The 23,057-nt window shown below is 67.3% G+C and carries 17 protein-coding genes; 3 read left to right on the top strand and 14 right to left on the bottom strand.

What is annotated here, in order from left to right; translation table 11 throughout:
* Position 1: 1 nt before the first annotated feature.
* The 12 genes from aroA to BP26_RS0110670 form a co-directional block, all read right to left on the bottom strand.
* Positions 2-1,315: a 3-phosphoshikimate 1-carboxyvinyltransferase gene (gene aroA, locus BP26_RS0110725; RefSeq protein ID WP_029920577.1), complete on the bottom strand. Its 1,314-nt coding sequence runs from the start codon at positions 1,313-1,315 to the stop codon at positions 2-4.
* Between the two features lie 118 nt (positions 1,316-1,433).
* Positions 1,434-2,318 (bottom strand): prephenate dehydrogenase, encoded by an 885-nt coding sequence (locus BP26_RS0110720; protein ID WP_029920576.1) that lies wholly within the window; start codon positions 2,316-2,318, stop codon positions 1,434-1,436.
* Between the two features lie 115 nt (positions 2,319-2,433).
* A complete protein-coding gene (gene hisC, locus BP26_RS0110715) occupies positions 2,434-3,573 on the bottom strand; it encodes a histidinol-phosphate transaminase (RefSeq protein ID WP_029920575.1) in 1,140 nt (379 codons plus the stop codon).
* On the bottom strand, positions 3,573-4,670 hold the full coding sequence (pheA, locus tag BP26_RS0110710) for a prephenate dehydratase (protein ID WP_029920574.1): 1,098 nt from the start codon (positions 4,668-4,670) through the stop codon (positions 3,573-3,575). The genes hisC and pheA overlap by 1 nt, the downstream gene beginning before the upstream one ends.
* A 9-nt stretch (positions 4,671-4,679) precedes the next feature.
* Complete coding sequence (locus BP26_RS0110705; RefSeq protein ID WP_029920573.1) at positions 4,680-5,852, bottom strand: phosphoglycerate dehydrogenase; 1,173 nt, start codon at positions 5,850-5,852, stop codon at positions 4,680-4,682.
* 83 nt (positions 5,853-5,935) lie between these two features.
* Positions 5,936-6,535: an LOG family protein gene (locus tag BP26_RS0110700; RefSeq protein WP_051748836.1), complete on the bottom strand. Its 600-nt coding sequence runs from the start codon at positions 6,533-6,535 to the stop codon at positions 5,936-5,938.
* Positions 6,536-6,671: 136 nt separating this feature from the next.
* Complete coding sequence (serC, locus tag BP26_RS0110695; protein ID WP_029920571.1) at positions 6,672-7,754, bottom strand: 3-phosphoserine/phosphohydroxythreonine transaminase; 1,083 nt, start codon at positions 7,752-7,754, stop codon at positions 6,672-6,674.
* A gap of 32 nt (positions 7,755-7,786) precedes the next feature.
* On the bottom strand, positions 7,787-10,510 hold the full coding sequence (gyrA, locus tag BP26_RS0110690) for a DNA gyrase subunit A (protein WP_029920570.1): 2,724 nt from the start codon (positions 10,508-10,510) through the stop codon (positions 7,787-7,789).
* 205 nt (positions 10,511-10,715) lie between these two features.
* Positions 10,716-12,422, bottom strand: a complete 1,707-nt coding sequence (locus BP26_RS0110685; RefSeq protein WP_211254891.1) for an FAD-dependent oxidoreductase — start codon at positions 12,420-12,422, stop codon at positions 10,716-10,718.
* Positions 12,423-12,432: 10 nt separating this feature from the next.
* Positions 12,433-13,956: a polyamine aminopropyltransferase gene (locus tag BP26_RS0110680; protein ID WP_051748835.1), complete on the bottom strand. Its 1,524-nt coding sequence runs from the start codon at positions 13,954-13,956 to the stop codon at positions 12,433-12,435.
* Positions 13,957-14,102: 146 nt separating this feature from the next.
* On the bottom strand, positions 14,103-15,671 hold the full coding sequence (locus tag BP26_RS0110675) for a DUF4178 domain-containing protein (RefSeq protein ID WP_029920567.1): 1,569 nt from the start codon (positions 15,669-15,671) through the stop codon (positions 14,103-14,105).
* A 129-nt stretch (positions 15,672-15,800) separates the two neighbouring features.
* Positions 15,801-16,829: an SPFH domain-containing protein gene (locus tag BP26_RS0110670; RefSeq protein WP_029920566.1), complete on the bottom strand. Its 1,029-nt coding sequence runs from the start codon at positions 16,827-16,829 to the stop codon at positions 15,801-15,803.
* A gap of 286 nt (positions 16,830-17,115) precedes the next feature.
* On the opposite strand from BP26_RS0110670, the gene BP26_RS0110665 reads away from it, so the two are divergent.
* Positions 17,116-17,745, top strand: a complete 630-nt coding sequence (locus tag BP26_RS0110665; protein ID WP_029920565.1) for a hypothetical protein — start codon at positions 17,116-17,118, stop codon at positions 17,743-17,745.
* Between the two features lie 34 nt (positions 17,746-17,779).
* Here BP26_RS0110665 and BP26_RS0110660 read toward each other — a convergent pair whose 3' ends face one another.
* Together BP26_RS0110660 and BP26_RS27555 are read right to left on the bottom strand one after the other, a co-directional pair.
* Positions 17,780-18,190 carry an SRPBCC family protein gene (locus tag BP26_RS0110660; RefSeq protein ID WP_029920564.1) on the bottom strand — a complete coding sequence of 137 codons (411 nt, stop codon included), beginning with the start codon at positions 18,188-18,190 and terminating at the stop codon, positions 17,780-17,782.
* An 81-nt stretch (positions 18,191-18,271) separates the two neighbouring features.
* Entirely contained in the window at positions 18,272-19,591 is a 1,320-nt protein-coding gene (locus BP26_RS27555) for a multiheme c-type cytochrome (RefSeq protein WP_051748833.1), read from the bottom strand.
* 97 nt (positions 19,592-19,688) lie between these two features.
* Between BP26_RS27555 and BP26_RS0110650 the strand changes: the two genes are divergently transcribed.
* Both BP26_RS0110650 and BP26_RS0110645 read left to right on the top strand, forming a co-directional pair.
* Positions 19,689-22,091, top strand: coding sequence for a cyclic nucleotide-binding domain-containing protein (locus BP26_RS0110650; protein WP_029920562.1), 2,403 nt, complete (start codon positions 19,689-19,691; stop codon positions 22,089-22,091).
* Positions 22,088-23,056, top strand: coding sequence for a hypothetical protein (locus BP26_RS0110645; RefSeq protein ID WP_029920561.1), 969 nt, complete (start codon positions 22,088-22,090; stop codon positions 23,054-23,056). Before BP26_RS0110650 ends, BP26_RS0110645 begins: the two co-directional genes overlap by 4 nt.
* Position 23,057: the final 1 nt, after the last annotated feature.

Here is a 23,057-nt window from a genome sequence, read left to right as displayed (position 1 = left end):
CTCAGCCCTGCACCGTGATGCGCAGCCCGGCCGAAGCGGCCAGGTTGGCGAAGCCGGGGAACGAGGTGTTGACGTTGGCGCAGTCGAGGATGCGGATCGGCTGCTCCGCCCGCAGCCCGGCGATGGCGAAGGACATGGCAATGCGGTGATCGCCGCGGGAATCCACCGTGCCGCCCTGCATGCGGCCGCCGGTGATGCGTGCGCCGTCCGGCTGCGCCAGCGCCGAAATGCCCAGGGCCTGGAGGCCGTCGCACATGGCCTGGATACGGTCGGTTTCCTTGACCCGCAGCTCCTCGGCGCCGGTGACCACGGTCTCGCCGCTGGCGCAGGCCGCGGCGACGAACACCGCGGGAAACTCGTCGATGGCCAGCGCCACCAGTTCGCCGCCGATGTCGATGCCGTGCAGGCGGCGCCCGCGCACGCGCAGGTCCGCAACCGGCTCGCCGCCGAACTGGCGCTGGTTGAGCAACTCGATGTCCGCACCCATGCGGCGCAGGATTTCGATCACACCGGTGCGGGTCGGGTTGATGCCGACATCCGTCAGCAGCAGCTCCGAGCCCGGCACGATGGCCGCGCCGAGCATGAAGAAGGTAGCCGAGGAAATGTCGGCTGGCACCTCGACGTCGCAGGCGCGCAGGGTCTGCCCGCCCTGCAGCGCCGCCCTGCCCGGCTCCGCCTCCACCTTCACGCCGAAGGCGCGCAGCATCCGCTCGGTGTGGTCGCGCGAAGGCTCCGGTTCGAATACCTCGGTGCGTCCCTTGGCGTATAGCCCCGCCAGCAGGATGCCGGACTTGACCTGGGCGCTGGACACGGGGGATTTGTAGGTGATCGCATGGAGGCCGCCGTCAACCGGCTGGATGCGCAACGGAGCGGTATTGCGCGCCGTGGTCTCGATCTGCGCCCCCATCTGGCGCAACGGATCGACGATGCGCCGCATCGGCCGCCGCGACAGCGACTCGTCGCCGAGCAGCGTGGTGGGAAACGCCTGCGCCGCCAGCAGACCGCTCATCAGCCGCATCGAGGTACCGGAGTTGCCCAGATCCAGCGCCTGCGCCGGCTCGCGCAGGCCGTGCAGACCGACGCCGTGCACGCGCAGGTGCGTCTCAGCCAGCTGGTCGATGCGCACGCCCATGGCGCGGAAGGCCTTCATGGTGCACAGGCAGTCCTCGCCGGTGAGGAAGCCGCGCACTTCCGACTGGCCCTCGGCCAGCGAAGCGAACATCACCGCGCGGTGGGAGATCGACTTGTCGCCGGGCACGCGCACACTGCCGGAAAAGGCGCCGCCGGGGAGGACATTGAAGGTGACTTCGGACATGGGCAGTTCGGTCGAAACGGGAAATCGGGTTGCGGCTTTTTGCGGGCGCGGCAGCTTAGTCCATTTCCACTGCACAGGGATAACAACAGCCATCAACCCGACGATGGATGAAAAGGAATCACTCGATCCTGGCCAGATGCCGCTCGCGGGTGGCGCGGGCGCGCTCGAAAATCCCCAGCAGGGCATCCCAGCGCTGCTCTTCGATCAACTGGTGCAGTTCCTGCAGCTCGGCAATCTGCCGGCGCAGCAATTCCGCCACCGGCTGCGCGTTGGCGCGCAGGATGTCATGCCACATGCGCGGGCTGCTGGAAGCGATGCGCGTGAAATCGCGGAAGCCGCCGCCGGCATTGGGGAACAGGTCGGCTTCAGCACCCTCCAGCCGCCCCAGCATGTCGACGAAGCTGTAGGCCAGCAGGTGCGGCAGATGCGAGGTGGCGGCGAAGATCTGGTCGTGGCGCTGCGGTTCCATGGTCACCACGCGCGCGCCGGCGGCCTGCCACAGCCAGGCCACCTGTTCCTGTGCAGCGGCGTCCTGCCGCTGGTGCGGCGTCAGGATCACGCGATGACCGCGGAACAGGTCGGCCAGCGAATGGGCTACGCCGCTCTTCTCGGTGCCAGCGATCGGATGTCCCGGCACGAAGCGCGGAGGCACCTCGCCGAACACCTCCCGCGCCGCCGCCAGCACCGACTGCTTGGTGCTGCCGACATCGGTGAGGATCATCTCCGGCGTCAATGCCGGGGCGCAGGCGCGCAGGGCCGCGCCGGTGGCCAGCACCGGCACCGCGACCAGCACCACGTCGGCGCCCTTCACCGCCTGCTCGGCGCTGGCGGCGGCGATGTCGATCACGCCCAGGGTTTGCGCCTGCCGCACCTGCTCCGCGTCGGTATCGAAACCCGAAATGGAACCGACGGCGCCGGCCGCGCGCAGCGCGCGCGCCAGCGAGCCGCCGATCAGCCCGAGGCCGACGACGGCGAGACGGCGGATCGGCGCGTGCGTGCTCATCGAACCGCCGCGAGCAGCGTGGAGGGCCCCCGCGCGTAGCGTGGGGATCCTGGCGTCGCGAGTCGGCGCAGGCATGAGGACAGGCCATGCCTTTCAAAATTCCACGAGCGGCGTCTCATGCCTGAACGGCTTTCTTCAGCGCGGCGAGGAAGCGGTCGTTCTCGGCTTCGGTGCCGATGCTGACGCGCAGGAAGTTCGGCAACAGGTACGACCCCATCGGCCGCACGATCACGCCCTGCTCCAGCAAGGCCTGGTGGATCGGCGCCGAGGGTTTGCCGAAATCCACCGTGACGAAATTGGCCTGCGTCGGCAGCACGCGCAGACCCATGCCTTGCAGCGCCGCCGTCACGCGCTTGCGCTCCTGCGCGTTGAGTTCCACGCAACGGGCCACATGCGCGGTATCTTCAAGCGCCAGTTCCGCGGCCAGCAGCGCCAGCGAACCGTTGTTGAACGGCTGGCGCACGCGGTGCAGCAGGTCGGTCAGCTGCGGATGGGCCACACCGTAGCCGATGCGCAGCGCGGCGATACCATGCACCTTGGAGAAGGTGCGCGTGATCATCAGGTTGGGATAACGGCGCATCAGCGCGTCGCTGTCGATGCGCGTCGCCGGATCCTGGAAGTGATGGTAAGCCTCATCCAGCACCACCACGGTGTGTGCCGGCACCTGGGCCATGAAGCGCTCGAAGGCGGCTGGCTCCACCCAGGTGCCGGTCGGGTTGTTGGGGCTGGCGATGAAAATCACCGCCACGTCCGGGCGCAGCATGCGCGCCATCGCTTCGACATCGTCGCCGTAAGGCATGGCGCTGTCATCCGGCAACGCCGGCACCACGATGGACTCGGCGCTCTGCGCCAGCGTCACCAGGGGATACACGGCGAAGGCGTACTTGGAGTACATCGCCGCACGGCCCGGACCGAGAAACACGCGCGCCACCAGGTCGAGCAGGGTATTGGAGCCGTTGCACAGGGTGATCGACTCGGGGCCGACCCCATGCAGCGCCGCCAGCCTGGCCTTGAGGCGGAAGCCGCCATCATCCGGGTACAGCGCCAGATTGCCTTCCGAGGCGGCGGCCAGGGCCGCCTTCACCTTCGGGCTGGGGCCGAGCGGGTTTTCGTTGGAGGCCAGCTTGATGGCATTGCTGACGCCGAGCCGGCGCTGCAGTTCTTCCACCGGCATGCCCGGCTCGTAAGGGTGCAGCTCCATCACGCCGGGAGCGACGAACTCGAAAAACGGCAGCACTTCCTTCTTACCACTCATCACATCACCGCCCGGGGGTAGGAGCCGAGTATTTTGAAGAAGGCCGAACGCTTGCGCACTTCCTCCAGCGCCTGCGCCACATGCGCTTCGGCGCGATGGCCTTCGAGGTCGAGGAAGAAGTTGTAGTCCCACACGCCGCGGCGGCTGGGACGCGATTCGATCTTGCTGAGATTGATGCCGGCACCGGCGAAGGGCTCGAGCAGGCGGAACAGCGCGCCCGCTTCGCCGCCGCTCGGCGCCGAACAGACCAGCGAGGTGCGGTCGGCGCCGGTGATTTCCGGATTCTGCCGGCCGATCACCAGGAAGCGCGTGGTGTTGTTGGGATCGTCCTCGACGTTGGCGGCGAGCACGCGCAAGCCATACAACTCGCCGGCGGCGGCGCTGGCGATGGCCGCGCCCTGCCCGCTCTCCGCCACGCGCTTGGCGGCGGCGCCGTTGCTGGCCAGCGGCTCACGCGCCGCGCCCGGCAGGCGCGTATCGAGCCAGCGGCGGCACTGGGCGAAGGATTGCGGGTGGGCATACACCACCTGCACATCCTCGATCCGCTCATGCCGGCTCAGCAACTGGTGGTGCACCGGCAACCACACTTCGCCGCAGATCGACAGCGGCGTATTGGCCAGCAGGTCGAGCGTGCTGCTGACCACACCCTCGGTCGAATTCTCGATCGGCACCACGCCATAGGAGGCAATGCCGGACTCCACGTCACGGAAGATCTCGTCGATGGCCGACACCGCGCGCGCCGCCACCTGGTGGCCGAAATGCTTGTACACCGCGGCCTGGGTATAAGTGCCCTCGGGGCCGAGGTAGGCCACCGACAGCGGCGCCTCCAGCGCCAGGCAGGCCGACATGATCTCGCGCATCAGGCGCGCCATCATCTCGTCCGGCAACGGGCCCTCGTTGCGCGCCATGGCGCGCTTCAGCACTTCCGCCTCGCGCGCCGGGCGGTAATGGTCGCCGGCCGCGCCGCCGTTGCGCAGCTTGATTTCCCGCACTTCCTCCGCCACCCGCGCCCGCTGCGAAATCAGCTTCTGCAGCTCGGCATCGATGGCGTCGATCTTCTCACGCGCCTTGCCCAGCTCTTCATTGCCTGTGGACATGATCTTTTCCTACGAAACGATGACGCGCGTCGCCAGCACGCCCTTGATCTTCGCGATATCCGCGACCAGCTCGGCCGGAATCGCCTGGTCGACGTCGACCAGGGTATAGGCCAACTCGCCGCGCGACTTGTTGAGCAGGTCGGCGATATTGATGTGGTGCTGCGCCAGCGCCGTGGTGATCTGGCCGACCATGTTGGGCACGTTGGCGTTGACGATGGACAGGCGCTGCTTGCCCGCCGGCAGCGGCATCACCGCCTCGGGGAAATTCACCGAGTTGCGCACGTTGCCGGACTCCAGGAACTCGCGCAGCTGGTCGGCCACCATGATGGCGCAGTTGTCCTCGGCCTCGCCGGTGGACGCGCCCAGGTGCGGCGTGGCGATGACCTTCGGGTTGCCCTTGAACTTGCCGCTGGGGAAATCGCAGGCATAGGCACGCATGGTGCCCGCGGCCAGGGCGGCCAGCACCGCGTCCTCGTCGACGATCTCGGCGCGGGCGAAATTGAGCACCACGCCGGGCTTCTTCATCAGGCGGATGCGCTCGGCGTTGATCAGCTTGCGGGTGGCGTCGAGCAGCGGCACATGCACCGAGATGAACTGCGACTTCGACACCAGATCGTCCACCGACAGCGCCTGGCGCACGCCGGAGTTGAGCTGCCAGGCGTTGTGCACGGTCATCGCCGGATCGTAGCCATAGACCTCCATGCCCAGTTCCAGCGCCGCATTGGCCACCTTCACGCCGATGGCGCCGAGGCCGATCACGCCCAGCGACCGGCCCGGCAGTTCGAAGCCGACATAGTTCTTCTTGCCGTCCTCGACCAGCTTGTGCAGCTCGTCCTCGCTGCCTTCCAGCCCGCGCACGAACTCCAGCGCCGGGGCGATGTTGCGCGCCGCCAGCAGCATCGAGGCCAGCACCAGCTCCTTCACCGCGTTGGCGTTGGCGCCGGGGGCGTTGAACACCGGCACGCCGCGCGCCGACATGGCGGCGACGGGAATGTTGTTGGTGCCGGCGCCGGCGCGGCCGATGGCCTTCACCGAAGCCGGGATCTCGGCCTTGTGCAGGTCGGCCGAACGCACCATCAGCGCATCCGGGTTCTGGATGTCCGAGGCCACCTCGTAACGGTCGCGCGGCAGCCGCTCCAGGCCGTACACGGAGATGTTGTTGAGCGTCTTGACCTTGAACATCGGTGGTTCCTGGTGCTGGGCGAGGCCGGTTTTGGCCTCACAGGGGGCGCTATTGTGCCGTTCCGCGCGCCCGGAGCGAAATCTCACGGCCTGGTTTGGGCAAGCTCCCGGTCGATATCCGCCAGGCGCCCGGCGGGATGCGGCTGCGCGGCGGCGAGGTGTGGCAGCAGATCTTCGATCCGCTCCGCCACCACCAGCTGGTCGACCTGCGCCTGCCGGAGGAAGCCCTGCGCCACCATGGTGCGCAGAAAAGCCAGCAGGCTGTCGTAATAGCCGCCGATATTGAGGAAAGCGCAAGGCTTGCGATGGATCCCGAGTTGGGTCCAGGTGAACATCTCGACGATCTCGTCCAGCGTGCCGATACCGCCCGGCAGCGCGACGAAGGCCTCGGACAGCTCGGCCATGCGCGCCTTGCGCTCGTGCATGCTGCCCACCACCTGCAGCTCGGACAGGCCGCGATGCGCCACTTCCCGGCTGACCAGCGCATCCGGAATGACGCCGATGACCTTGCCGCCAGCTGCCAGCGCCGCATCCGCCACCGCGCCCATCAGGCCGGCATGGCTGCCGCCGTAGACCAGGGTGCAAGCGGACTGAGCCAGGGTACGGCCCAATGCCTCTGCGGCCGCCCGGAAAACCGGATTGAAGCCGGGACTGGACCCGCAGTACACCGCAACGGAACGCATTGAAAAGCCATCCTCTTTAAAGTCAGACTCGCCATCCTTGGCGGGACTTTAGCGCCTTTAATCAAGCCCCTGCCCGGTCATCCCTGGCCGGGCGTTCGGTGCCACGCGAATGACATTGAGTCATTCGCGCAGCTCCTCACCCCCGCGTCCGCGCAAATTCCTTCATGTAGTCGACCAGCGCCTGCACCCCCGCTTCCGGCATGGCGTTGTAGATGCTGGCCCGCATGCCGCCGACCGAACGATGGCCCTTCAAGCCCGGCAGGCCGGCCTTGGCCGCACCCTTGAGGAAGTCGGCATCGAGCTCCGGATTGGCCAGGGTAAACACCACGTTCATCCAGGAACGGTCCTGCTTCGCCACCGGATTGCGGTAGAACGACTGGCTGTCGATCAGGTCGTACAGCAGCGCGGCCTTGCGCTGGTTGCGCTCGCCCACCTTGGCCAGCCCGCCCTCGCTCTTCAGCCACTTGAACACCAGGCCGCTGACATACCAGGCGAAGCACGGCGGCGTGTTCAACATCGACTCGTTGTCGGCCATCAGCTTGTAGTCGAACACCGAAGGCGTCGCCGGCAGCGGCTGGCCGATCAGGTCATCGCGCACGATGACGAAGGTGATGCCGGCCGCGCCGGCATTCTTCTGCGCACCGGCATAGATCAGGCCGAACTTGGACACGTCCAGCGGCCGCGACAGGAAAGTCGAGGAGAAATCCGCCACCAGCGGCACCGTGCCGACTTCCGGCACCCAGCCGAATTCCACGCCCTCGATGGTCTCGTTAGGGCAGTAGTAGACGTAGGCCGCATCGGGATCGAGCTTCCAGGTGGAGCGCTCGGGCACGTGGTTGAACTTGCCCTCGGCCGGCTTGGCGGCGGTGTTGGCCTTGGCGTACCGCGCCGCTTCCTTGATCGCCTTGGTGCTCCAGGAGCCGGTGACGACGTAGTCGGCGCTGGTCTTGCCGCGCAGCAGGTTCATCGGCACCGCAGCGAACTGGCCCATGGCGCCGCCCTGCATGAACAACACCTTGTAATTGGCCGGAACGGCGAGCAGCTCGCGCAGATCCTTTTCGGCCTCGGCGGCGATGGACATGAAGTCCTTGTCGCGATGGCTCATCTCCATCACCGACATGCCGCTGCCGTGCCAGTCGAGCAGCTCTGACTGGACTTGCTCAAGCACGCTCAAAGGCAGCGTGGCGGGACCGGCGCTGAAGTTGAATACTCTACTCATTTCAGTCAATTACCAAATAAAGTTAAAGTAGTTTAAGCGGCAGGTTCGGCGCCATCCGGCGGCGTCTCGGACGGACCCTCGGCAGGCCCATCACCCGACTCCGCCGCTCCGGCTTCCGCCTCGACTTCCGGCGTCATGCGATCCAGGCTGACCAGGCGGTCGCCATCGGTCGGACGGGCAACACGCACGCCCTGGGTATTGCGGCCCAGGGTCTTGATCTCCTTGGCCGCGACCCGGATCAGGCGCCCGCCGTCGGAGATCAGCATGATGTCGTGGGTATCGTCCACTTCCACCGCGCCGATCAGGTTGCCGGTCTTGTCCGACAGCGCCTGGGCGATGACGCCCTGGCCGCCGCGACCGCGCAGCGGGAAGCCGTCGATCGGCGTGCGCTTGCCGTAGCCCTGCTCGGACACGGTGAGGATGTCGCCCTGGCGCGCCACGATCAGCGCGATGACGCGCGCGCTGGTCGCCGCGGCGGCGGGGCTCTCGGCTTCGGCCTCGGTCTCACCCTCGGCGTCGCCTTCGACCACGGCGGATTCTTCCTCTTCCGTCGCGCCGGCCTTGATCAGGCGCATGCCGCGCACGCCGGTGGCGCCGCGTCCCATCGAACGCACATCGGTTTCATTGAAGCGGATGACGCGGCCGGCATCGGAGAACAGCAGTACATCGCTTTCGCCGGAGGTCAGCGCCACGCCGACCAGGGCATCGTCCACGCGCAGGTCCACGGCGATGATGCCGGCGGCGCGCGGGCGCGAGAAATCCACCAGCGGGGTCTTCTTCACCGTGCCGCGCCGCGTCGCCATGAACACATACTGGCCGGTGTCGAAGGTCTTCACCGGCAGCACCGTGGTAATGCGCTCCCCTTCTTCCAGCGGCAGCAGGTTGACGAACGGCTTGCCGCGCGAACCGGAACTGCCGGCCGGCAGTTCGAACACGCGCAGCCAGTACAGCCGCCCGTTGCTGGAGAAGCACAGCAGCCAGTCATGCGTATGCGCCGACCACAGGCCCTGCACGTAATCGTCGTCCTTGGTCGTCGCCGCGGTCTTGCCGCGGCCGCCGCGATGCTGCACCTGGTACTCGGACTGCGGCTGCGACTTGACGTAGCCCTGGTGCGACAGGGTCACGATCATTTCCTGCGGCGCGATCAGGTCTTCGCGGTTGATGTTGAGGGCGAATTCGCTGATCTCGGTGCGGCGGGCATCGCCGTACTGTTCCTTGATCGCCAGCAACTCCTCGCGGATCACTTCCAGCAGGCGCGTCTCGGAACCGAGGATTTCCAGGTAGCCGAGGATCGATTCCAGCAGCTCGCGGAATTCCTCGTGGATCTTGTCCTGTTCCAGGCCGGTCAGGCGCTGCAGGCGCAGTTCCAGAATGGCCTGGGCCTGGGCCTCGGACAGGCGGTAGCCGCCTTCCACCAGGCCGAAGCCGACCGGCAGATCCAGCGGGCGCGAAGCGTCGGCGCTGGCGCGCGCGAGCATGTCGCTGACCTGGCCGGACAGCCAGATGCGGCTCATCAGCCCGGTCTTCGCCTCGGCCGGGCCGGGCGAATGCCGGATCAGGGCGATGATCTCGTCGATATTGGCCAGGGCCACCGACAGGCCTTCCAACACATGGGCGCGCTCGCGCGCCTTGCGCAGCAGGAACTGGGTGCGCCGCGTCACCACCTCGCGGCGATGGCGCAGGAAGATCTCCAGCAGGGCCTTGAGGCCCAGGGTCTTGGGCTGGCCGCCGTCCAGCGCGACCATGTTCATGCTGAACGAGGTCTGCAGCTGGGTGTGCTGGTACAGGTTGTTGAGCAGCACCTCGGCGTTCTCGCCGCGGCGCAGCTCGATCACCACGCGCATGCCTTCCTTGTCGGATTCGTCGCGCAGGCCGTCGGAGGCGATGCCCTCGACGCGCTTGTCCTTCACCAGGTCGACGATCTGCTGCAGCAAGCGCGCCTTGTTCACCTGGTACGGCAGCTCGGTGACGATGATCGCCTCGCGCTCGCCGCCGCCCCGCTCGAATTCCTCGATATGGGTGCGCGCGCGCAGCACCACGCGGCCGCGGCCGTGGGCGTAGGCATCGACCAAGCCGCTGGCGTCGACGATCAGGCCGGCGGTGGGGAAATCCGGCGCCGGCACCAGCTTCATCAACGCGGCCAGGTCCAGGTCCGGGTTGTCGATCAGCGCGATACAGGCGTCCAGCACCTCGCTCAGGTTGTGCGGCGGGATGTTGGTGGCCATGCCCACGGCGATGCCGGAGGAGCCGTTGACCAGCAGCTGCGGGATGCGCGTCGGCAGGACCGAGGGCTCGGTCTCTTTCTCGTCGTAGTTGGGGACGAAGTCGACCGTTTCGGAATCGATGTCGGCCAGCATTTCCGAGGTCAGCCGCGCCATGCGGCACTCGGTGTAACGCATCGCCGCCGCCATGTCGCCGTCGACCGAGCCGAAGTTGCCCTGGCCGTCGATCAGCGGGTAGCGCATGGAGAATTCCTGCGCCATGCGCACCAGCGCATCGTAGGCCGCGGTGTCGCCATGCGGATGGTACTTGCCGATGACGTCGCCGACCACGCGGGCGCACTTGATGTACGAGCGGTTCCAGTGGTTGCTCAGCTGCTGCTGGGCGAACAGGATGCGGCGGTGGACGGGCTTGAGGCCGTCGCGGGCATCGGGGAGGGCACGCCCCACGATCACGCTCATGGCGTAATCGAGATAGGAGCGCTTCATCTCGTCTTCGAGATTGACTGAGAGTACTTCTTTGGCGAATTCGGTCATGCGCAATCAGTAGGCCGCAGCAAGCGCAGCGGTATGCGGACGCGGGATTTTTTTGATCTCGCGATTTTAACACAGCAGCAACAATTCACCCGGTTTTGGGGATACCCGGAAATCGGCCCGCGATCCCGCCAATACGCGCTGCCGCCGTGTCAATAGGGACCCCCTATCCAGGATGGGATCAGGGCCTGGTTGCGGGCCCTCCGCCCTACCCCCGATGCAGCGCCACAGCCGCCGCATCGCCGGCCCGCAGCCCCCAGTGATACGCCTCTTCGAACACCGAGTAGGCCGACAGGTCGGAATGGGCGTGCGCCACCCGCCCCCGCGGCTCCCGCAGGGCCGCCAGCCAGGCGCTGCCGCGTACGCCGGGCGCCGGGATGGCCATGGCATGGCCGTAGCGCATCAGTTCGATCCTCCGCACCTTGCTGCGGATATCCGGATGCGCCTGCTCCAGGTCGGCCAGCACCATTTCGCACCACTGCGCCCAAGGCCGCTCCAGCAGGGCGTGGCGCCCGGCGGAAGGATCGTTGCCCAGCGCCGTGTAGTAAGTCAGCACCGTGGCATCCGCATACGGCCGCGTGCTCTGGTGCATGGCATCGACATAGCCCAGGCCGGGGCTGCCGTAGAGCACGTTATCCCAGGACAGTGGCGCGTTGCCCTGGTGCTCGATCAGCGGGCTGTCGATGTGCAGATTGGCCACCAGCCAGGGCGCGTGCGGCAGGCTCCTGGCGGCCTCCAGGAGGGCCGACGACGGGTTGGCCAGCAGGCGCGCCGCGACGAACAGCGGCGCGGCCAGGATCACCCGCTGCGCGGTCCAGTGCACCAGGCGGCGGCTGGGCAGGTCCAGCACGTCGAGTTCCACCTGCTGCCGGCCCTCCTCCACCCGCAGCACCAGCGCGCCCGTCTGCGTGCGCTCGCGTTGCGGCACCGCCAGCCGGCGCGCCAGCCAGGCATTGCCCTCGGGCCAGGTCAGCAGGTCGTCGCGATCCAGCTCATTGCTGCTGGCGCTGTCCTGTCCCGGCGCGGTGAAGCCGTGGCGGCTGGCGAAGTAATGCAGCCCGGCCCAGGCCGAGACGTGGTCGATGCCGGCGCCGTAGTCATCGCGGCAGCAGTAGTCCAGGTACCAGCGCAACGCCGGTGCGCCGAGTTGCTGCGCGTCCAGCCACTGCCGGAAGCTCTGCCCGTCCAGCGCCGCCAGGGTCTCGTCCCAACGGCTGCTCGCCGTGGGAATGGTGAAGGCCCGCGGCCGGTTCGCCGCCGCGACCAGTTCGGCAAAGCGGCGATAGTCGACGAAGGCCGCCGCATCCTGCCCGCGCACCGGCAGCAGCCCGTCCTGCCAGCCGCCGGCGATGTACAGGCGCTCCTGCGGGCTGTGACATAGCTGCATCTCGTCGTATTCGGCCTTGCCGCCGACCTCTCGCCGCAGGCGGTACTCGGTCAGCAGCTCGGCCACATCCTCCGCGTACGGCCCCGGTGTCGGCAGGTAGTGCGCGCCCCAGGGACAGGCGTAGCCGCCCACCACCCCGCCGCGGCTGTTGCCGCCGGCCTCGTCTTCCAGCTCGAACAGCTGGTAGTCCTCGATACCCGCGCGCTGCAAGGCGCGCGCGGCGGCAAGTCCGGCAATGCCGCCGCCGACGATGGCGACGCTGGTGCGGCGCCTCTCGCTCGGCGCCGGCGCGCCGCGGTAGTCGCGCAGCAAGTGCCCGCGCTCGACCTGCTGGCCGACGAAGCCGCCGCTGAAATCCGCCTTCGGATGCAGGCCGAGCCGATCCAGCAGACCCTGCCAGACGCCCCGACCCTCATCCTCCTGCAAATTGCCGCGCCCGGGGAACCTGGGCAGGCCCGCTGCGGCGGCGCTGCCGCCGAGGGCGCCGAGCGCGCCCTGCAGGAAGCGCCGCCGGCTGCGGCCCTTCAAGCCGGCACCTTCAAGGCAGCTGCCCCCACTCGGCGTCGAAGGTCTGCACCAGTACCTGGTTGGACAGGCGGTTCGGCTCGGCGGGCACCCGCGACATGTCCGGCGGGAAGTCGAACAGCAATGGCAAGGTCGGCGCCGAGAGGAAGCGCAGCCCCTCCGGCAGCGTCTCCGGGAAGTGATAGGGACGATGTCCCGCAATGATGAAGCCCCACTCGCCGAAACTCGGCACATGCGCGTGGTAGGGCGCGATACGCAGCCCCACAGCTTCCAGCGTCGCCGCCACCGTCCAGTAACTCTTGCGCGCGATCAACGGCGAGGTGGTCTGCACCACGGCGTAGCCGCTGGCGGAGAGATTGCGGTCCACCAGCGCATAGAAGCTGGTGGTGTAGAGCTTGCCGATGGAGAAATTGCTCGGGTCCGGGAAGTCGATGACGATGATGTCGTACGGCTCCGCCGCCGGATCGTCGAGCCGCTTCTGCAGCCACTGGAAGGCGTCCTCGTTGATCACTTTCAGCTTGGGCGAGAGCAGCGAGTCGTGGTTGAGCCGGCGCAGCAGCGGCTGCTGCGAGAACAACCGCGTCATGTTGGCGTCCAGTTCCACCTCGGTGACGCTCTCCACGCTCGGATACTTCAGCACCTCGCGTGCCGCCATGCCGTCGCCGCCGCCGAGAATCAGCACCCGCCGCGGGGCGCCGAAGCCGGCCATGGCCGGATGCACCAGCGACTCGTGGTAGCGGTATTCATCGTGGGCATAGAACTGCAGGTTGCCGTTGAGGAACAGACGCACGCTGTCGTCATGCCCCGCATGGCCCTGGGTGATGATGATGCGCTGGTACGGCGTGGTCGCCGCGTAGATCACATGGTCCGCATAGAAGCGGTCCTCGGCCCAGGAGGTGATGCGGTCGGCGCCGGCAAAGGCCGCCAGCAGCACCACGGCAGTGCCCGCCGCCGCCGCCACATGCGCACGCAGATGGATCAACTGCCCGCGATACAGCCACAGCGCCAGTACCGCCACCGCGGTATTGAGCAGACCGAACAGCAGCCCGGTGCGGATCAGGCCCAGGTAAGGCACCAGCAGCAGCGGAAAGGCGATGGCCACCACCAGCGCGCCGAGATAATCGAAGGTCAGCACCTGCGACACCAGGTCCTTCAACGCGTACTGCCGCGTCAGCAGCCGCATCACCAGCGGAATCTCCAGCCCCACCAGCACACCCACGCCCCACACCATTCCATACAACACCCAGCGGAACGGCGACGGCGCATAGGCGCTGAGCAGGAACAGCGCCGCCGGCATCAGCCCGCCGACGCCGCCCACCAGCAGCTCGATGCGCAGGAAATGCGCCGGCAACTGGTAATCGAGGAAGCGCGACAGCCAGGAGCCAACGCCCATGGCAAACAGGTAGGTACCGATGATGGTGGAGAACTGCAGCACCGAATCGCCGAGCAGATAGGAAGCCAGCGTGCCCGCCGCCAACTCGTAGATCAGCCCGCAGGCCGCGACCACGAACACCGAGGCCAGCAACACCAATTCCATCGGATGCGGTGCGGGGGCACCATCTCCCGCCCCGGCATCAGTCCAGGTGTCATCCTGAGCGGAGCGAAGGATCTGGCCCGATCCCTCGCCGCCCTCACGATCGCCGGAATTCATGTCGAACCAGGCTCGCGGTCGGCACGCGCAAGCTATTTATGGCCGCCACCGCTGCTGTAGCCGCCGTAGGCGCCGCCCGCCGTGCCGTAGTAACCCCCGCCGTAGCCGCCGCAGCGCGGCAACAGGAACAGCAGCAGCAGGATCAGCACGATCACGACCACCGTGCTCAGCGAGATATTGCTGCCGGAGGTCGGCGCCACATCCGGCCGGATCAGCCTGCGCAACTCCGGCGGCAGGCCGAAGGCATCCGCGATACTGCTGGCGGGGATCAACCCGCCCTGCGACCACACCACCTCGTTGTCGCTTTCCTCACGCGACAGGCGCCGGCCGGAAGCCGCGCCGGTGCCGCTGTAATCGGCATTGCGCAGGCGCTGGCCCTGCTGCACCTTCCAGTAGAACTCGCCTTCCACATAAAGGGCTTCCGCCAGATAGCTGTCGGTGAGGCGGTAACGCACGCCGTTCCACCCGACCACATTGGCGCCACGCTCGCCGCCGCCTTCCGGCACACCGGTCATGGTGCGCCAGCCCACCCAGCCGTCCTCGGTATCGTTGAGGAAGGCGAAGCCTTCGGCGGCGTTGTAAAGCAGGTAGTCGGCCCAGGTGAAAGTGCCGTTGCCTACGCCGCGGCGCTGGGCGAAGCCCACCACCTGCCAGCTCAGCGGCGGCAGGCCGGCGATGGCCAGTACCCCCGACTTGCCCAGCGGAATCTTCGGCTTGAAGCGCTGCCGCTGCTCGAAGGCCTGCAGCTCCCCGCCGATACCCTGCGACAGGTCGATGACGCTATGGCAGGCATTGCAGCTGATGCTCAGCGTGCCGGCCAGCTTCGGCGCCACCGGCGCGCCGCAATTCGGACAGGGGAAGCCGCGGCTGGCCAGCATCTTCGTATCGGCACCGGGCTCCTCACGCAGCCCGCGCAAGCGTAGATCGGCCAGGCGCACCGACAAGCCAACCGACAGCACCGGATGCGCCGCGTCGGCATAGTCGATGGTGGCGACCTGGTTCTGCGCATTGCGCAGGTCCGCCACCGTGTACACCTGTCCCAGGGCCGGCGGCGCCGGCAACTCACCCTGCGCGGCGAGCAGCTTGGTGCGAACCAGCGAGGCGACCTGCCATTGCTTGGCGATCAGCCCCAGGCGCAGGCCCGGCCGCAGCGACTCCGCCGGCGGCAGCGGCGCATCCGGCCGCACGTCGAAGGCCATCACATACTGGTCGTTGTCCTCCGACAGCCAGCCACTGGCACCGTCCGCGAACAGCGCATGCCATTCGTTCCAGCTGCCGTCGATCTTGCCGTCCCCACCTTGCTCGACGCCGGTGCCGTAGCCGTATTGCAGCCGTCCCACCAGGGTGAAGGCGCGCTCCTGCAACTGCCCGGACGCACCGAGCTGCAGCGGCGTATGGTCATCGAACAGTTCGGCGCTCTCGCCGATCTTGCGCAGCGATTCACCGTCGCGCACCACCGTGCTGCGGCAGAACGAGCACACCGCCACCGGCGAAGCGGCGGACTGGAATTCCACCGGCGCGCCGCAATTGGGGCACGGCGCCTGCCAGTGGCGTTGCGGTCCGGCGGGATTGGTCGGGCCGGAGCCTGGTGGTTGAGCCACGGTCGGGGATCTGGTTGCTTGCTGCGGTCTACTTGTCTTTGTCCGTCATCCTGGGCGCAGCGAAGAATCTGGCCGATCCTCCCGCCGCGCCGCGGATGCGCGCTATTGCTTCCTCGGCGGCAAGCCCCCTCAGGTCAGCTTCTTCAGCAACTCCGCCTTCTTCGCATCGAACTCGGCATCGCTGAGGATGCCCTTGGTCTTCAGGTCGTGCAGCTTCTCGATGGTGGCGACCACGTCGTCCGCCTTCACCGACTCCGCCGCAGCGGCCGGCGCCGCGGCGCCGCTCAGCCCTTTCTGAAGGTTCTGCGCCAGCACCTGGCCCAGCGCCACGCCGGCGCCCAGCCCCATCGCATCGCCGGCAATCCCGCCGCCACCAGCCACGCCGTCGGCCATCTTCGGAATCGCCTGCCCGGTCTGGTACTGGATGAACTTGCCCATGTCGTTGCCGACCATGCCCATGCCGATGCGCTGGTCGAGTATCTTCTGCAGTTCGTCCGGCAGCGACAGGCTCTGCACCGTCAGCGTATCCAGCTTCAGGCCCAGCGCCATGAACGCAGGCGCCAGCGCATCCGTCAGCACCTTGGCGAACATGTTCTGATTGGCGGCGAGGTCGAGGAAGGCGATGCCCGAAGCGGCCACGCCATTGGCCATCTCCTGCACCACCAGCCCGCGCAGCTGGCCGTCGAGATCGGCCATGCGGTACACATCACGCGTGCCCGAAACCTGCGCATGGAACACCTTCGGATCGGCGATGTGGAAGGCGTAGTTGCCGAAGGCGCGCACCCGCACCGCGCCGAACTCCTTGTCGCGCAGCGTTACCGGCTGGCTGGTGCCCCAGCGCTGGTCCAGCCGCTGGCGGCTGCTGAAGAAATACACATCGCTCTTGAAGGGCGACTGGAACAGCTTGTCCCAGTTGCGCAGATTGGTCAGCAGCGGCAGCGTGTTGGTATTGAGCGTATAGCGGCCCGGCCCGAAGGCGTCCGCGATCCTGCCCTCGTTGACGAACACCGCGAACTGCGACTCGCGCACCGTCAGCGAGGCGCCATTCTGGATTTCGCGGTCCTGCATCGGGTAACGCCAGGCCAGCACCTCGTCGCCATCCTCGGTCCACTCGATGACGTCGATGAATTGTTTCTTGAGGAAGTCCATTAAGGCCATGTGTCATTCCTGAAGGGCGCGGAAATTCCGCATCGGGGCGATGAAGATAGCATAGCGCCGCCGCCTCTCCGGGCGCCCTCCGCAATGTCACGACTCAGAAGGTGAATTGGTTCGCAGATCAAGGCCTTGCGGAACCGTTTCAATGCGCGGCGGCAAGCCGGAACTAAACATGACGCACAGGTTCTGATTTGCACAAGGGCGCAAGGAGGCTAACCCATGTATCGCAAGCTCGGGCCTGCTTCATCCGGTTGCCCACCGACATCGCGTGCCTTGTCACGCATTCTGTATGGACTGGTCTGAAGCCAGCGCCCAACCGGTCGCACGGCCGGCGGCGATCGAGCAGCGTCTCGCCGGCGCCTTTTCGGACCGGTGCGGACAAGATACCGGCTGGTTCGTCGGAACGGGTTCCTGCGACAAGGGCGTGAGCGTGTTCGTCGTCGGTCGCAGCGGCAATGTGGTCGGCAAGCGCAGGCTGGAATCCTCCGATGCCAATGCGGGACGTCGATCCGGCCTTGGCCGCGGTCGGACACGGCAACCGGGCTTGGCGAAATTCGAGCCCTACAGGAATCTGGCCAACGGCCTCCTCTTGATGCTTGCATCGGTCGGCGTCCTGTTCCTCGCCATCGGCGAACTGCAGAAACTGCTGTCACTCACCGACGCCAGCATCGGCGCCGAATCACGGCAATGGCTGGAGCGCACCGGCAAGGAAGTGCCCGAACGATTCAGGCACTACGGCGCGCAAATGCTGGCGCTTTGTCGGCACTGGTCTGAGCGATTTGAGACGAGAGCCAAAGCCGCGGCGCATGCGGCCCTGCGCGCCAGGGCGAACTACTTGCCGTGGACCATCCGCTCTAGCAGGGCGAATGTCACTCTGTCCAGCGTGAACTGCGAAGCCATCGCCAACAGCCCGCGTTAATTGCATTAACGGCGCCCCCTCGCGCTGCCCCGTCTTATTCCGCCCGCTCCGCCACTGCCTTGAGCGCCGCCAACACTTCGGGAAAATCGGAAGTCACCATCGGCCCGAATGTCTCCGCCCCCGGGGCCGTGATCCGCGTGCCATAGGTGATGCGCGCGCCGCCGGAAGCAAGCCGCAGCAGGCCGTGATTCACCAGCACCCGCACGTCCTCCACCACCGCCTCGTCGACAAAACCCTCATTCTCCCGCACCTCGACCAGTGTACTGGTGAAGGCATCCTGCCCCGGTGGCTTCATCGTGAACGTCGTGCCCGCCGCGAACGGACCATGAATCTCGATCGCCTCGATCCCGGCGTTCCAGTCCTTCCACCGCGCCACGTCGGAAAAGAGCTTCCAGACACGCGAAGGAGCGGCGGATGTTTCGATGCTGTCTTCATGCGTCCACATGGCGTCCGCTCTGGTTGTCCGGGACGGCAGCATGCAACTTGAGCCCGCAGGATCACAAGATCCAGCCACTGCGTTTGCGGCTCAACCCGCTCCCGGCAACCCCAGCGCCGCCGCAACCCGCTCGATCGACTTGCTGTAACGCTCCGGCTGGAAGTCGTCGCGGTTCATCACCTGGGCGTAGAGTTCGTCTACCGCGGCGCGCAGGCCGGCGGAAACCTGCTGCGCCCCGCGCTCGGACAGCGCGGTGGTCAGCACCGACACCGCCATGGCGGTCTGTTCGGCATCGCTGAAGTCGCCGACGTGTGCGCCGCGCGCGTCTCCGACGATGCTCCTGAGCAATTTGCGCAGTTGCGCCTCGTCCAGCGTGTGGTTGCGCAGCAGCGGCTCGATGCTGCCGTCGAGCGTGGCCAGCATGGCCTTGGCCTGGCTGCGGACTTCGGCCGGGCCGCGCTGGCCGGCGCCCTGCAAGGCCACCCACTGGTCGTGCCATTTGCGCGCCGCGCCGGCGTCGCTCACCTCCAGCCAGCGGATCAGCATCACCAGTTGCGCATCGGCCAGCGGCACGGCGCCGGCCTGCAAGCCGCCGCTGCGCTGCGGGCGGGCGCGATCGGCTTTCACCAGGGAGTGGTGGCAGGCGTTGCAGTCGAAGAAGGCCAGTTCGGGAAACATGCCGTTGCCGAAACGCGGGCCGCCCAGGTTCTCCAGCACCGTGCGCGCACCCTCGGCTTGACCGGCGGCCCAGTTGCGCGCCGGGTCCTGCGGACCCTTGCGCTGGATGTAAGCGGCATCCACATGCCAGTGCGGCGGTTCCAGCACACCGAAGGTGTCCAGCTCGAACAGCAGCGGCGGATGGCCGGCGGCCATGATGGCGTGGCTCATCGGGTGCGAGTCGCTGCCGATATGACAGTCGCCGCACAGCCTGGCGCGGGCGATTGGATCCCACAGGGGCTTGAGGCCGGCCGCCGTGCGCTCGTCCAGCGTCTTGTAGCCGGCGGCATGCGGCCCGATCCAGTGTTCGGAACCGCCGTGGCAGGCCTCACAGCCGATGCCGTCGCTCAACTGGAAGCGCTCGCCGCGCTGCGCCGCGGGAACATTGTCGACGTGGCACACCAGGCAACGCGGCGCGGTGGCGGCATCGGCGATGCCGAGCTTGCGCGCGATGGCCTGCGAACGCTCGGAGCGCAGATTGTCGTAGGCGCGGGCGTGCGCATCCTTGCGCTGCCAGATGAAGTATTCGTCCTGGCGGATGCGGCTGTCGGCGAAGGGACGCGTGGAGCCGTGGCAGGTGCTGCCGGCGCAACTGGCGACGCCAAGATGCTTGTCGCCATCACCGTCGGCGCCGGCCATCGTGGACCACAGCAGGGGCAGCACCGTGATCCAACGCACGAGCAGCTGACGCATACCCCCTATACGCGTGGTGTGAGCCATTGGTGCCCTTTGTTACTTTCAAGCATAGTACGGACAGGGGACGCGCGCTCAAACCACGCGTATGGGGGGTATGGGAGAGTCATTCAAAATCGCAGTGATCGGCTCCGGCCCCGCCGGACTGTCCGCGGCTGCCCGCGCGGCGGAGCTTGGCCTGTCCCATGTGCTGCTCGAAGCCGAGGCGCACCTCTCCAATACCATCTACCGCTACCAGAAAGGCAAATACGTGATGGCCGAACCGGCCATCCTGCCGCTGCGCAGCCCGGTTTCGTTCGCCGCCGGCAAGCGCGAGCAGATCCTGGAAACCTGGAACCGCGAAAGCGACGGCCTCAAGGTCAACCGGCGCCTGCGCAGCGAAGTTACCGGGGTGAGCGGCACACGCGGCGCGTTCTGCCTCAAACTGGCCGACGACAGCGTCATCCGGGCCGAGCACGTGGTGCTGGCCATCGGCCTGCAGGGCAACATCCGCAAGCTCGGCTGCCCCGGCGAAGACGCGGCGTTCGTGCAGTACCAGCTCGATGACCCGGACGAGTACAACGATGAGACCATCGTCGTCATCGGCGCCGGCGACGCGGCGATCGAAAACGCCATGGCCCTGTGCGAACGCAACAAGGTCATCGTCGTCAACCGCCGCGACGAATTCGACCGCGCCAAGGCCGCCAACAACGCCGCCATCCTCAAGGCCATTGCCGACGGCCGCATCCAGTGCTTCTACAACAGCGGCCCGCGCAAGGCCGAAGACCAGCCGGGGCGACGTCCGCGCGGCCTGATCATACTGAACACCGCGTCTGGCGAAGTGCACCTGCCCTGCGACCGCGTCATCGCCCGCCTCGGCGCCACGCCGCCGCGCAAGTTCGTGGAAGGCTGCGGCGTGGCTTTCCCCACTGCCGATGTCACCAGCCTGCCGGCGGTTTCCGCCACCTACGAGTCGAACGTGGCGGGCCTGTACATCATCGGCGCCCTCGCCGGCTTCCCGCTGATCAAGCAGGCGATGAACCAGGGCTACGAGGTGGTGGAGTTCATCCAGGGCCACAACGTCGAGCCGGCGGATGAGCCGCTGCTGCGCGGCAAGTTCGGCGCCATGCCCGGCTTCCGCACGGTGGACGCGGCGCTGGAACTGGTGCAGCGGCGGGTGCCGGTGCTGGCGCCGTTGACGCGCCTGCAGCTGCGCGAGTTCCTGCTCGACTCCGAACTGCGCCTGCCGCAGCAGGGCGAAGTGATCTTCGAGCGCAACGCTTACAGCGACAGCTTCTATTCCATCGTCAACGGCCAGGTCGACATCGAGCTGGTAGGCGGCAAGGCGACGCGCACGGTCACGCTGGGCCCCGGGGAATTCTTCGGCGAGATGAGCCTGATCTCGGGCCGGCGCCGCTCCGCCACGGTGCACGCCGGCCCCAATTGCATGCTGGTGGAAACGCCGCGCCGATCGATGAACAAGCTGATCTATTCGATCCCCGCGGTGAAGCGGGTGCTCGACCAATCGTTCCTGAGCCGCGCCATCCAGGCCGCGATCGCCCCGGAGCGTCCGCCCGTTGCCTTGCAGAGCCTGATTGCCACCGCCTCGGTGCTGGCCTTCAAGCCCGGGGAGCACCTGTTCCGCGAGGGCGAGCCGGGCGACTGCCTGCACCTGATCCGCAAGGGCTCGGTCACCATTTCGCGCCATATGGACGGCCGCGATGTGGTGCTGGCCTATGTCCCGGCCGGGCAATACGTCGGCGAAATGGCCCTGGTCAGCAACATTCCCCGTTCAGCCACGGTGACCGCCGCCGTCGCCACCGAAACCATCCGCATCGACGGCGAAGCCTTCAAGGCGATGCTGGCGCAGGACCCGCCGGTGAAGGCGCGGGTCGAGGAAATCTACAAGAACCGCTTGGCGCGCAACGTCTCCGCATTGCAGCAGCCCGAGCGCGGCGGCGTCATCGGCTTCCTCATGGCGCAGGGCGTCGGCGAGGCCACCGACGTGCTGCTCATCGACGAGTCGCTGTGCGTGCGCTGCGACCAGTGCGAGAAAGCCTGCACCGATACCCACGGCGGCCTGTCGCGCCTCAACCGCGAAGCCGGCCCGACTTTCGAAAACCTGCACGTGCCCACCTCCTGCCGCCATTGCGAGCACCCGCACTGCATGAAGGACTGCCCGCCGGACGCGATCAAGCGCGCCCCCAACGGCGAGGTCTTCATCAGCGACGCCTGCATCGGCTGCGGCAACTGCCAGCGCAACTGCCCTTACGGCGTGATCCAGATGGGCGTGGAGAGCAAGACCAGGCCGAGCCTGTGGCGCTGGATGCTGTTCGGCGGCCGCGAGCCGGGCCTGCAGGACCACGCGCACCACGATCACGGCGACGTGCCGAAGAAAGCCGCCAAGTGCGATATGTGCAAGAGCCTTCCCGGCGGCCCGGCCTGCGTCCGCGCCTGTCCCACCGGCGCGGCGCGGCGCGTCAGCCCCGAGCAGTTCCTGCGCGTGGCGAGAAAAGAATGAGCACCGCCGCCGAAACCAGGACGGTACCGACGGCGGCGATCCACGAAGGCTTCCTCGCCCATGCCCGCTTCCGCTACTTCAAGCTGGCTTCGCTGCTGTGCGTGCTGGCGGTGGCGGTCTACTGGTGGGACGACCCCGCCGACGGGCCCAACGGCGGCACCTGGCTGGGCTACACCCTCGGCACGGTCGGCGCCCTGCTCATCGTCTGGCTGACCTTGCTGGGCTGGCGCAAGCGCGACTACAGCTCGCGCCTGGGCACCGTGCGCGGCTGGCTCTCGGCCCATGTCTACCTGGGCCTGTCCCTGATCACCATCGCCACCCTGCACACCGGCTTCCACTTCGGCTGGAACGTGCACACGCTCTCTTATGTACTGATGCTGCTGGTCATCGCCAGCGGCGTCTACGGCACCATCGTCTACGCCCGCTATCCCACCCTGATCACCGTCAACCGCGACCAGAGCACGCGCGAAGCCTGGTTGGCGGAACTGGACGAACTGAACGAACAATCGTTGAAGCTGGCCGACGCGCTCGACACCCAGGTGCACCAGATCATCGTGCAATCCATCGACCGCATCCGCATCGGCGGCGGCCTGCGGGCGCAGTTGTTCGGCCCGCGCGAACCGCTACGCAAGGCGTTCGCCCAGGTCGAAAAGGAGCTGGGCATGACCACCCGCTTCATGGCCACCAAGCTGCGCGCACAGCCCAGCATGCGGTCGCTGGGGCCGGATGAATCATCCACGGTCTCGTTCATGGCCGGCCAACTGGTCGGCGGCAGCCACGACAACGAAAGCGCCCAGAAGCTGCTCGACCTGGTGGCGCGCCGGCGCGACATCGCCGGTCGCATCAACCGCGACATTCGCCTGCACGCGCAGATGCAGGTCTGGCTGTACATCCACGTGCCGCTGACCTTCGCCCTGCTGGCGGCGCTGCTCGCGCACATCCTCTCCGTCTTCATCTACTGGTAGG

It is taken from the genome of Nevskia soli DSM 19509, assembly GCF_000711955.1.
GTDB classification, from domain to species: domain Bacteria; phylum Pseudomonadota; class Gammaproteobacteria; order Nevskiales; family Nevskiaceae; genus Nevskia; species Nevskia soli.
The sequence above is the reverse complement of the archived record's forward strand: the minus strand, read 5'-3'. Positions and strand labels throughout refer to the sequence as shown.